Below are 12,037 nucleotides of genomic sequence, written 5' to 3'. Positions count from 1 at the left end.
ATACTGATGATTGCCCCACTCAGCCATTCATTGCCGCTGATGAATTCTATTTATACGCTGACATTATTACTGCCGCTGATGATATGGGGTACGTTGCGTCTGGGCCATGCGGCTATCTCGATTGTGTGGTGGGTGCTGCTGATTGTGTTATGCAGCCATATTCAAAGATTCATCCCACATGATGCTTACTACACATTACATCTTGCGGTTGCCACGTCCTGTTTCTCTGCCTTTTCAATAACCATTACCCTGATGGCAATCAATATTTCTCGTCAGCGAGTCTTGAATTTAAAGACTCAGCGCTTGATGTATATTGACCCAGTTGTGCATTTACCCAATTTGCTGGCACTGGAAGCGGATTTAAAACAAAACACGGTCTCAGTCTTATGCCAATTGTATATGCCTGACCTTGAGTTGTTAGGGCGAAATTATGGTTTGCTCATGCAGGTGCAATATAAACAACAGTTAGCACGCTACTTAGAACCCGTTCTGGATAAGGATGAGCTTATTTATATGAGTTCAGGCCATGATTTAGTGATGCGAATTTGCCCTCTACATGCTGAGAAACGCATTGCGGAAATCTATAGCAAAGCCAAAGATTTTCGTTTTATCCGCGATGGCGTAAAACTGTATCCACAAATCGGTTGTAGCTACTGCATAATTAATTACCCCGTGGGACACCTGTATTTATTAATCGGTGAACTACGAACACTGGCCGAAATTTCACTTACCACTAATCTGCCTGTCGACCTGAGAAAGCAAAGTAGCCGCCAGGTGCAAAACCAGGTGAAAACCAAAGTCGACATGATGAACCAGTTGCAGCGGGCGCTGGAGTTGGACCGTTTTGTATTAATGGTGCAACCGATTGAAAGTAAAAAGGGAGATTGCTATCACGAAGTCCTGTTGAGGATGCGTGGCAATAACGACGAACTCATTTTCCCCAATACCTTCCTGCCACTGGCGAATGAGTTTGGCATGTCATCGAGTATTGATTTATGGGTTTTACATAACACCATGAAATTTATGGATGAGACTCGTCACTCACGGCCAAACCATCGCTACGCCATTAACCTGACACCGGCATCAATTTGCCGCACTGATATGGCAAACCATATTGAGAGGTTGATGATTAAGCATGGTATTTCACCTGCGCAACTGGTGCTGGAAGTCACCGAGGCCGATGAGTTAACCAATAATTTGCAGGCAGAGAAAACACTGGATGCTTTACAACGCCTGGGTTGTAAAATTGCAATTGACGATTTTGGAACCGGTTATGCCAGCTACGCTCGGTTAAAAACCATGCGCGCGGATATTCTCAAAATAGACGGGAGCTTTATCCACAATATTAATTCCAGTGAAATGGACTACAAAATTGTGCAGTCAATTTGCGAGCTAGCCCGCATTAAGAACATGACTCTGGTGGCCGAATTTGTTGAAACAGAAGACATTCGCACAACGCTTTATCGCATGGGCATTGATTATGTCCAGGGCTACTTAATTGGCAAACCTGCGCCAATAGAAAGCTTGCCCGCAACGGCGATACCCGGCTTACCAGATACCGCAGTGGGATAACGAATTATTTTCCCGCGTCGACCCACTCACGCAAAAAATCGATAAACACACGCACTTTCTCGGGGACGTGGCGGGTATTGGGGTAAAGGGCATAGATACTCTGGCGCGGAAACTGGTGGTCCGGCAACAAGGCCATCAGTTCACCGAGCTTAAGAGACGAGCGCACCAACCATTCTGGTAACAGCGCAACTCCCGAGCCTTGCGTGGCGAAGGCAAGCAGCGCGCCTGCGCTGTCTGCGACAATCGCAGGAGGGTTCTCGACCTTAAATAAAACCGCCTGCTGCTCCGGGGTCACCACCTGCCAACTCAGCGGTGAGCTAAGCCTGCTGTGGGCAAGCCAGGACGCATGTGCTAACTGTGCCAAATTTGCTATCGGGTGTTCGGCGAGATAAACAGGTGAGGCAACAGGATAAATAGCAAAACTGTCGATGGGAGCCGCCCGGAGGCTTGAATCCGCAAGCTGCCCCAGGCGAATGGCGACGTCAAAACGTTCGGCAATTAAATCGGCGTGATAAGAAGAGGATACGTGTTGAATACGCAACTGTGGATGCAGGCGAGAGAAAGCAGCAAGTGCAGGAACCACTACCTTAGCACCGTATTCCGGCGTGCTGGTGATCCGCAGTACACCGCTTAACCCGCCATGATCCTGCTGGACGTTATCAAGCAGGTTTTCCGCCTCCTCCAACAAACGCTGACAACGCAGGAAAAAGCGCTCTCCGACGTCGGTCAATGACAGCCGGCGGGTGCTACGAGCCAGCAAAGACACACCGAGCTCAGCTTCTAACTGTTTGATATTAAAACTCACTGCTGCCTTGGTTTGCCCAAGCGCCGTGGCTGCAGCAGTAAAACTCCCCGCCTCTACCACCGCCACAAATATCGTTAGCCTTTGCAGATTAAGCATCTCGAACTCTGTTACTGTCAAAATAATTTTGACAGTGTAATCCTCTGGCGGTGATTTATCCTGCCTTTGTGCGTCGCTACACTCCTCCCCTCTAATCGGAGGTGGTATGCCCTATCGCACTAAAGTCGCCGTTGTCTACCTGCTCGGTTTTTTCGTCGATTTAATCAATATGTTTATCGCAAACGTCGCTTATCCCGCCATCGGCCACGGGTTGGGGGCATCGGTCAGCGAGCTGACCTGGGTGAGCAACGCCTATATTCTCGGGCTGACGCTGGTGATTCCTCTCAGTGCCTGGCTGGCAGAAAAAGTGGGCGGGCATCGGGTGTTTCTGCTTTCGCTTGGAATATTTCTGGTTGCGACGCTGGGCGCGGGCGGTGCACAAAGTATAGGGCAGCTAATCGGCTGGCGGCTGTTACAGGGCATGGGTGGTGGCCTGCTCATCCCCGTTGGGCAGACTCTCGCCTACCAGCTTTACCGCCCCCACGAAAGAGCGGGTCTGTCGGCGGCAATTATGCTCGTTGGCCTGCTTGCTCCGGCGATTTCTCCCGCACTCGGTGGGCTGATTGTCGATACGCTTTTCTGGCGCTGGGTCTTTTTTGCCAACCTGCCGCTGGCGTTGCTTGCTCTACTGCTTGCCGCACTCTGGCTGCGCAGAGAATCCAGCACACAGACGCGGACGCCGCTTGATGCCATCGGCCTGCTCAGCGGTTGTAGCGCCCTGCTGCTAATTCTGCTCGGGTTAACCCGGCTTGCCGAGAGCGACGGGCTGGCTTCCGGTTTGGTTATGCTTGCCGGTGGCCTGGTGATGCTGGCAGGTTATGTGCGCCACAGCCTGCGGCATTCCCATCCATTGCTTAATCTGCGGCTGGTACTGAACCCGCTTTTGCGCAACGCCATGATGATTTACCAGGCCATTCCTGGCATCTTTATTGGCGTAAATCTGGTCGCAATGCTGTATTTGCAGAACCAGCTTGGCATGAATGCCGCGCATGTCGGCAGCCTGATGATCCCCTGGTCGCTGGCGTCGTTTATGGCGATAACGTTTACCGGAAAACAGTTCAACCGCTTTGGCCCGCGCCCTCTGCTGATTACCGGCTGCATTATGCAAGGATTAGGGATTCTGGTGCTGTCCCAAGTGGGGAGCGCACAACAGTATCCATTGCTGCTGTTGGCGTTTGCGATGATGGGATTTGGTGGGAGCCTATGCAGCAGCACTGCGCAAAGCTGCGCCTTCCTGCAAGTGAACGATGCGCAGCTTGCCCAGGCCAGCGCCTTGTGGAATATCAATCGCCAGCTCAGCTTCTGCCTGGGTATAGCACTATTAAGCTTGCTGCTTAATAAGTTGCAGGAAAATATGCCTGCAACGTTAGCCTGGCATTGGTGCTTTTACCTGGCAGCCGCCAGTGCGCTGATCCCTGCGGTGCTCTGTCTGCGTATCCCCAACCGCGCCATCGTGCGCCAACTTAACGCTCAAAAGGAATAAAGATGAACCCGTATATCAGAGAAGTCATTGATGCCCACGTCGCAATCGAAAACTGGCTGGGCAAAGGTGAAGGTGACGTGGAAGCGCTGCTGGCACGCTTCGCCCCGTCGTTTTCCATGATCACCACTAGCGGTGTAAAGCTGGATTTTGCGATGCTGAGTGCCTTTTTCCGCGGGCAAAGTGCGGCGAAACCGGGGCTAAAAATTGTCGTCGAAGAAATTAAGATCGTTGAAGACTGGCTGACTGGGGCGCTGGTTAGCTACAGCGAAAGGCAAACCCTGCCAGGGCAAGAGCCCACGCTGCGCTACTCTACCGTCGTCTTTACCGATATGAAGTGGAAATTGTTGCATGAGACTGCGGTTGTTTAGGTAATACATAGTGAAAGAACTGGAGGTTTTCGAACGGTGACGCAAGGGGAGATTCTGGAGCGGGTGAAGGGAATCGAACCCTCGTATGCAGCTTGGGAAGCTGCCGTTCTACCATTGAACTACACCCGCTTTGAAGTGCGTAGGCATTATAGACGCTCAGCTTGTACTGGCAAGCGCATTTTTAGTTTATGTGATGGATTATTAAGCGATTGTTTTTATTTGCGGCACCAGGAACAGCAATGCTCAAGGCTTACCTCCCCTGCTTTTTATTGAATAGTGAATGCCCTCTCCTGCGTTATACGGGAATGGCTGAAATTTTTAGCAGCAGAAACGCCATTGCCGTCAGGAAAAACAAACAAGAAACAACACCAAGGATTAAAGAGTAGTTTTTCATATAAATCAGTCCTGTAGTGGTGAAAGGGAGCAAAGTCCACCGCTTAATTTTTAATCAGGCTGAATATAATAAATAGCGCTAACTTGTTTAATTTTGACAAAACCGGAATCGGCTATGAAACCCTCTGAAAAATATTGGATTAATTCCAGCCGAAGAAATTATTGGTGATGACGCATGGTGACATTGCGTTGAATAATCAACGCAATTCACAATTAGCAGGATGGTTTACTGCCTGGCGGCGGCAGATAGCGCTGCGGATCAATTGCGGTCGCGCGATAGCGAATCTGGAAGTGTAAATTTACCGAGTCTGAACCACTACTACCCATGGTGGCTATTTTCTGCCCGGCAATGACTTTTTGGCTAGTGTTGACCAACGTTGTTTCGTTGTGAGCATAAGCAGTGATGTACTCTTCGTTATGTTTAATCATCACTAAGTTGCCGTAGCCACGAAGTTGGTTGCCCACGTAGACCACCGTTCCGGCGGCTGATGCGTAAATCGGTTGCCCACGCTTCCCGGCAATATCGATACCTTTATTACCGCCATCGCTATTAGAGAACGGCACCGTCACCTTGCCGCTGGTGGGCCAGCGCCAGCATTTTGAGCCAACAGGAGGTGGTGCAACTTTCGCAACACTGCTTGTCGAAGTGGAGCTTGGCTTAGAGGTTTTCGCAACGACGGTTTTTTTCGAGGAAGAAGAACCAGAGCTGCTTTTAATGCGGATTTTTTGCCCAACTTCCAGCGTATAAGGGGCTGAAATACCGTTGAGACGCGCCAGTTCGCCGACACTTGAGCCGGTCATGCGCGAGATTCGATAGAGTGTGTCACCGCGTTTGACGGTGTAAACAGGGCCGTTGTAGCTTCCTGCGGATGCTTTAGTGGTGCCCGCTTTATCTGATGAGCAAGCGACGAGAAACAGGCTGATTAGCAGGACGATGGCATTCGGTGCCCACTTTCTGACTGTGCTTTCCTTGCGCAAACTAATCCTCTTAAAATCATAGCAAAACAAAAAAGTGCCTGAGAGTGGCGTATTTTTATCCCCTCACCCCGGCCCTCTCCCCAAAGGGGCGAGGGAGACGACCATAGTCTGGTCATCTCCCTTGAACGACTTACTTAACCGGACGCAGAGCCGGGAACAGGATAACGTCGCGGATGGTGTGGCTGTTGGTGAACAGCATAACCATACGGTCGATACCAATGCCCAGACCTGCTGTTGGTGGCAAGCCGTGCTCCAGAGCCGTCACGTAGTCTTCGTCGAAGAACATCGCTTCGTCGTCGCCTGCGTCTTTTGCAGAAACCTGGTCTGCAAAGCGCTGAGCCTGGTCTTCTGCATCATTGAGCTCAGAGAAGCCATTACCGATTTCACGGCCGCCGATGAAGAACTCGAAGCGGTCGGTGATTTCTGGGTTCTCGTCGTTACGACGCGCCAGCGGAGAAACTTCTGCCGGGTATTCAGTGATAAAGGTCGGCTGAATCAGATGGCTTTCTGCCACTTCTTCAAAGATCTCAGTCACTACGCGGCCCAGACCCCAGCTCTTCTCGACTTTAATGCCAATGGAAGCGGCGATTTCCAGTGCTTTAGCCATATCGTCCAGATCCGCAATATCGGTTTCCGGACGGTATTTTTTGATAGCTTCGCGCATAGTCAGTTTTGCGAACGGCTGGTCGAAGTCAAACAGCTCTTCGCCATACTTCACCTGTGCAGTACCCAGCACTTCATGCGCCAGTGTACGGAACAGAGATTCAGTCAGTTCGATCAAATCTTTGTAATCCGCATACGCCATATAGAGTTCCATCATGGTGAACTCTGGGTTATGACGCGGGGAAATACCTTCGTTACGGAAGTTACGGTTGATTTCGAATACGCGCTCGAAGCCACCGACAACCAGACGTTTCAGGTACAGCTCCGGTGCAATACGCAGGTACATGTCGATGTCCAGCGCATTGTGATGAGTGATGAACGGACGCGCAGAAGCCCCGCCAGGGATGACTTGCATCATTGGCGTTTCAACTTCCATAAAGCCACGGTTAACCATGAAGTTACGGACGCCAGCCATGATCTGAGAACGAATTTTAAAGGTCTTGCGGGATTCATCGTTGGAGATCAAATCCAAATAACGCTGACGATAACGCGCTTCTTGATCCTGCAAACCGTGGAACTTATCTGGCAGCGGACGCAATGCTTTGGTCAGCAAACGCAGCTCAGTACAGTGAATTGAGAGCTCACCGGTTTTGGTTTTGAACAGTTTGCCACGAGCGCCGAGGATGTCACCGAGGTCCCATTTTTTGAACTGCTCGTTGTAAACGCCTTCTGGCAGATCGTCACGCGCAACGTAAAGCTGGATGCGGCCACCGACGTCCTGCAAAGTGACGAAGGAAGCTTTACCCATGATACGGCGAGTCATCATACGGCCAGCAACGGACACTTCGATGCCCAGGTCTTCCAGCTCTTCGTTTTCTTTAGCGCCGAATTCTGCGTGCAATTGGTCTGAGGTATGATTGCGACGGAAGTCATTTGGGAAAGCAATGCCCTGCTCACGCAGGCCAGCCAGCTTCTCGCGGCGGGCTTTCAGTTCATTATTTAAATCGACCGCTTCGGTACCCTGTACTTGTTGTTCAGACATGTTGGTTCCTCATAACCCTGCTTTCAAACTTGCTTCGATAAATTTGTCCAGATCGCCATCCAGTACCGCCTGCGTGTTACGGGTTTCTACACCGGTACGCAAGTCTTTGATACGGGAGTCGTCCAGTACGTAAGAACGAATCTGGCTGCCCCAGCCGATATCCGATTTGTTATCTTCCAGCGACTGCTTCTCAGCATTCTTTTTCTGCATTTCCAGCTCGTATAACTTCGCCTTCATCTGCTTCATTGCCTGATCTTTGTTCTTATGCTGCGAACGGTCGTTCTGGCACTGGGTTACGGTGTTGGTCGGAAGGTGGGTAATACGCACCGCAGATTCTGTACGGTTAACGTGCTGACCACCGGCTCCCGATGCACGGTAAACGTCGATACGCAGATCCGCTGGATTGATTTCGATATCAATATCGTCATCCACTTCTGGATACACGAAAGCGGAGCTAAAGGAGGTATGGCGACGGCCACCAGAGTCGAACGGGCTCTTACGAACCAGGCGATGCACGCCAGTTTCGGTACGCAACCAGCCAAAGGCATATTCACCCTGAATGCGAATGGTCACCGATTTAATCCCGGCAACTTCACCTTCGGATTCTTCAATGATTTCAGTTTTGAAGCCACGCGCTTCTGCCCAACGCAGATACATTCGCATCAACATGCTGGCCCAGTCTTGCGCTTCGGTGCCACCAGAACCTGCCTGAATGTCGATATAGCAATCAGCACTGTCGTACTCGCCGGAGAACATACGACGGAATTCTAGCTGTGCCAGTTTGGCTTCGAGCTGGTCTATTTCAACAATGGTTTCATTGAAGGTATCTTCGTCGTCGGCTTCGATAGCCAATTCCAGCAGGCCGTTAACATCTTCCAGACCCTGAGTCATTTGATCTAAGGTATCGACAATGGCTTCCAGCGCAGAACGCTCTTTACCTAACGCTTGTGCACGTTCAGGTTCGTTCCACACATCAGGCTGTTCCAGCTCTGCGTTTACTTCTTCCAGGCGCTCTTTCTTGGCATCGTAGTCAAAGATACCCCCTAAGAACGTCGCTGCGCTCTGTGAGGTCCTGGATGCGGTTTTTTACCGGGTTAATTTCAAACATGGTCTGTATTATCTTATGTTGATGACAGAAGACGAAAATGCGGTCGTAGACCGGAAAGTTTACCGGATTTACGGTGCTTTTTATAGTCGCTTATAGCCAGGTCAGCAGGCTAGATTGGCCAAATATGGTCGATTAATAACTGGACACTGCGATTTCCGCGAAACTCGTTTACGTCGAGCTTAAAGGCCAGCTCAACTTCGCGCACGCCGTTATCCGGCCAGCACGCGGTATCAACGTTAAAGGCGATGCCGTCGATTAATGGCCCACCACCGACCGGTTCAACCATCACTTTAAGATGGCGCTCGCCCACCAGCCGTTGCTGTAATAGACGGAATTTACCGTCAAACAAAGGTTCCGGGAACATCTGCCCCCACGGCCCGGCATCGCGTAGCATCTCGGCGGTTTCGAGCGTCATTTCTTGCGCGCTGATTGCTCCGTCTGACCAAACCACGCCTTGCAACAACGCAGGATCAAGCCATTCCCCAACCAAATCGCCAAAGCGTTGACGGAATTCTTCGAATTTCGCTTCTTCAAGAGATAACCCAGCCGCCATCGCGTGACCGCCAAATTTCAGCATCATGCCAGGATACAAGGTATCAAGCCGCTCAAGGGCATCGCGCATATGCAGACCTTGCACCGAACGGCCTGAGCCTTTCAAAGTGCCGTCGCCTGCGGGCGCAAACGCGATAACCGGGCGGTTAAACCGTTCCTTAATGCGCGAGGCGAGAATACCGACAACACCCTGATGCCATTCGGGATGGTACATCGCCAGGCCATACGGTAACTCATCATGGCTGTGTTCAAGCTGTTGGCAGAGCGTCAGCGCTTCAACCTGCATGCCCTGCTCAATCTCTTTACGCGTCTGGTTTAACGCGTCCAGTTCATTAGCCAGCATGCGGGCTTCGCCAATGTTTTCACTAAGCAATAACGCCACACCGACGGACATATCGTCCAGACGACCAGCGGCATTCAGGCGTGGCCCAAGGGCAAAGCCCAAATCACTAGCCGCCAGCTTTTGCGGCTCGCGGTTAGCCACTTCCAGCAAAGCTTTAATGCCTGGGCGGCATTTGCCAGCACGAATACGGCTCAGCCCCTGCCAGGTCAGAATACGGTTATTGGTATCAAGCGGCACAACGTCTGCCACGGTACCTAGCGCTACCAGATCCAGCAGTTCTGCAATGTTGGGAATCGCCAGGCCTTGTTGTTCAAACCAGCCGCAATCGCGTAAATGCGCACGCAGCGCCAGCATCAGATAAAAGGCAACGCCCACACCGGCGAGGGATTTTGACGGAAACTCGCAATCAACCAGATTCGGGTTGATGATGGCTTCAGCCGCAGGAAGCTCCGGCCCAGGCAAATGGTGGTCGGTGACCACCACCGGAATTCCCAGCGCATGAGCACGCTCAACACCACTATGCGAAGAGATGCCGTTATCGACGGTCAGAATCAGTTGTGCGCCACGCGCATGCGCCTGATCCACCACTTCTGGACTCAAGCCGTAACCATCTTCAAAGCGGTTGGGAACCAGGTAACTAACATTTTGGCAGCCAAGGCTACGCAGCCCCAGCACGCTCAAAGCGGTGCTGGTTGCGCCATCGGCATCAAAGTCACCGACGACGATAATGCGCAAGCCTTCACGGAAAGCATCGTGCAGTATCTGAACGGCTTTATCCATGCCATTAAGTTGCTGCCACGGCAGCATCCCTTTCACGCCACGTTCCAGGTCTTGCTCGCCGCTTACGCCTCTACTGGCATAAAGGCGCTTTAAAAGTGGATGCAGTTGCTGGGGTAACACCACTGACTCATCGACCGTACGACGGCGAAGTTGTGTTTGCTGTTTCACCCGTTAACTACCCGCCTATGTTGGTGAGTTGTTGGTGCGCATCCAACATTTGTTTCATCTCTTTCGGCCCCTGATAACCAGGGATTACAGTACCGTTGCTCAGTACAATCGCAGGGGTTCCCTGAATACCGAACTGTACGCCGAGGTTGTAATGATTGGCGATATTCATGTCACAAGTTGCCCCAGCGACGGCATCACCTTTCATGGCAGTATCGAACGCTTTGTTGCGGTCTTTTGCACACCAGATGGCTTTCATGTCGTTTTCAGTCTGGCTTTGCAGACCCTGGCGCGGGAAGGCCAGGTAACGCACGGTGATCCCCAGTGCGTTATAGTCTTTCATTTCTTCGTGCAGCTTGTGGCAATAGCCACAGGTGATATCGGTAAATACCGTGATGACGTGTTTCTCTTGCGGCGCTTTGTAAACGATCATCTCTTTTTCGAGCGCGTTCAGTTTGCCCACCAGCAATTTGTTGGTGACGTTCACCGGTTGCGCACCGCTGACATCGTACAGTGGCCCCTGGATAACGTGTTTTCCATCTTCAGTGACATACAAAACACCGCTATCGGTTAATACCGTTTTCATGCCCGCTACAGGTGCTGACTGAATATCAGCATTTTGCACGCCTAACTTAGCCAGAGATTGCTTGATTGCAGCATCGTCTGCATGAACAAAACCGGACAAAGAGGCCGCTAATAATGGGAGCAGCCATAAACTCTTTTTCATGATGATTCCTTTATCTTCTACCACTCACGCTCGTGGGTGGTGTTGTTGATGCAGCTGACGTAAACGTTCCGTCGCGACATGCGTATAAATTTGGGTGGTGGACAAATCGCTATGTCCAAGCAGCATCTGTACGACTCGCAGGTCCGCACCATGATTCAGTAAATGCGTGGCAAATGCGTGCCGAAGGACATGGGGTGATAACTTTTCGCTATCGATACCCGCCTGCACTGCGTAATGTTTGATGCGGTGCCAGAATGTCTGACGCGTCATTTGTTGCGCGCGATTGCTGGGGAAGACCACATCAATCGACACGCCATTGAGCAACCATGGTCGCCCATGTTCCAGGTAGTTTTCCAGCCAATAAACAGCCTCTTCACCCATCGGCACCAGGCGTTCTTTATTGCCTTTACCGATGACTCGCACAACTCCCTGACGCAAGCTGACATCACTCATGGTCAGCCCCACTAATTCCGATACGCGCAGGCCAGTAGCATACAATAATTCGAGCATCGCTTTATCACGCAACTCGATAGGTTGGTCAATGCAAGGTGCTTGCAACAAACGATCGACCTGCGCTTCGCTGAGATCTTTTGGCAAACGCTGTGGCAATTTTGGTGATGAAAGCATCACACTTGGGTCGTCATCACGCAATTTTTCACGGTATAAATACTGAAATAATCGACGAATCGCACTCAGCATTCGCGCCGAACTTGTTGCTTTATAGCCGCCTTCAAGACGTTCAGCAAACAGCGACTGTAAATCGCCGGTTTGCACCTTCAACAAATCAAGATCGTGGCGTTCCAGCCACTCCGCTACCATTTTAAGATCCCGGCGATAGGAGTCCAACGTGTTCTGTGCCAGATTCCTTTCAAGCCAGAGCGCATCAAGAAATTGTTCTATTCGGGCCTGATCTTGTTCCACTACAGCCTCACTTACTTGCCTCACCTTTGGCGAATTGTGTCCATTATGCCTGATGCACAATGGGATCTGGTACACTTGCCATCCTGCACGTTTTTAAAAGA

The 12,037-nt window shown here is 51.1% G+C and carries 10 protein-coding genes and 1 tRNA gene; 3 read left to right on the top strand and 8 right to left on the bottom strand.

Features of this window, described 5'->3' with window-relative positions; all coding sequences use genetic code 11:
• Nucleotides 1–1,572 (top strand): EAL domain-containing protein (locus MES37_RS08370; RefSeq protein ID WP_237931020.1); only part of this gene is annotated, 1,572 nt, incomplete at its 5' end.
• A gap of 4 nt (nucleotides 1,573–1,576) precedes the next feature.
• Here MES37_RS08370 and MES37_RS08365 read toward each other — a convergent pair.
• On the bottom strand, nucleotides 1,577–2,473 hold the full coding sequence (locus MES37_RS08365; RefSeq protein WP_121814958.1) for a LysR family transcriptional regulator: 897 nt from the start codon (nucleotides 2,471–2,473) through the stop codon (nucleotides 1,577–1,579).
• A gap of 106 nt (nucleotides 2,474–2,579) precedes the next feature.
• On the opposite strand from MES37_RS08365, the gene MES37_RS08360 reads away from it, so the two are divergent.
• Both MES37_RS08360 and MES37_RS08355 read left to right on the top strand, forming a co-directional pair.
• Nucleotides 2,580–3,956: an MFS transporter gene (locus MES37_RS08360; RefSeq protein WP_237931015.1), complete on the top strand. Its 1,377-nt coding sequence runs from the start codon at nucleotides 2,580–2,582 to the stop codon at nucleotides 3,954–3,956.
• Nucleotides 3,957–3,958: 2 nt separating this feature from the next.
• On the top strand, nucleotides 3,959–4,324 hold the full coding sequence (locus tag MES37_RS08355; protein WP_133522188.1) for a DUF4440 domain-containing protein: 366 nt from the start codon (nucleotides 3,959–3,961) through the stop codon (nucleotides 4,322–4,324).
• Nucleotides 4,325–4,379: 55 nt separating this feature from the next.
• On the opposite strand, the gene MES37_RS08350 is transcribed toward MES37_RS08355, so the two are convergent.
• From MES37_RS08350 to xerD, 7 genes are all read right to left on the bottom strand, one after another.
• Nucleotides 4,380–4,453 (bottom strand) — tRNA-Gly (locus MES37_RS08350).
• Between the two features lie 477 nt (nucleotides 4,454–4,930).
• Nucleotides 4,931–5,695 carry an amidase activator ActS gene (actS, locus tag MES37_RS08345; protein ID WP_237931007.1) on the bottom strand — a complete coding sequence of 255 codons (765 nt, stop codon included), beginning with the start codon at nucleotides 5,693–5,695 and terminating at the stop codon, nucleotides 4,931–4,933.
• 130 nt (nucleotides 5,696–5,825) lie between these two features.
• Nucleotides 5,826–7,340, bottom strand: a complete 1,515-nt coding sequence (gene lysS, locus MES37_RS08340; protein WP_064543668.1) for a lysine--tRNA ligase — start codon at nucleotides 7,338–7,340, stop codon at nucleotides 5,826–5,828.
• A gap of 9 nt (nucleotides 7,341–7,349) precedes the next feature.
• A protein-coding gene (prfB, locus tag MES37_RS08335; RefSeq protein WP_133522190.1) for a peptide chain release factor 2 occupies nucleotides 7,350–8,448 on the bottom strand; the annotation gives its coding sequence in 2 pieces (ribosomal slippage) (nucleotides 7,350–8,372 and nucleotides 8,374–8,448; 1,098 coding nt in all).
• 109 nt (nucleotides 8,449–8,557) lie between these two features.
• Nucleotides 8,558–10,291, bottom strand: a complete 1,734-nt coding sequence (recJ, locus tag MES37_RS08330) for a single-stranded-DNA-specific exonuclease RecJ (protein ID WP_237931005.1) — start codon at nucleotides 10,289–10,291, stop codon at nucleotides 8,558–8,560.
• Between the two features lie 7 nt (nucleotides 10,292–10,298).
• The gene (gene dsbC / locus MES37_RS08325) at nucleotides 10,299–11,015 is read right to left on the bottom strand and encodes a bifunctional protein-disulfide isomerase/oxidoreductase DsbC (RefSeq protein ID WP_064543661.1); all 717 of its coding nucleotides are present in this window, start codon (nucleotides 11,013–11,015) and stop codon (nucleotides 10,299–10,301) included.
• Between the two features lie 24 nt (nucleotides 11,016–11,039).
• The gene (gene xerD, locus MES37_RS08320; RefSeq protein WP_074388528.1) at nucleotides 11,040–11,936 is read right to left on the bottom strand and encodes a site-specific tyrosine recombinase XerD; all 897 of its coding nucleotides are present in this window, start codon (nucleotides 11,934–11,936) and stop codon (nucleotides 11,040–11,042) included.
• Nucleotides 11,937–12,037: the final 101 nt, after the last annotated feature.

Origin of the sequence: Buttiauxella sp. S19-1 (assembly GCF_022134725.1) — a bacterium.
Classification (GTDB): Bacteria; Pseudomonadota; Gammaproteobacteria; order Enterobacterales; family Enterobacteriaceae; genus Buttiauxella; species Buttiauxella ferragutiae.
The sequence above is the reverse complement of the archived record's forward strand: the minus strand, read 5'-3'. Positions and strand labels throughout refer to the sequence as shown.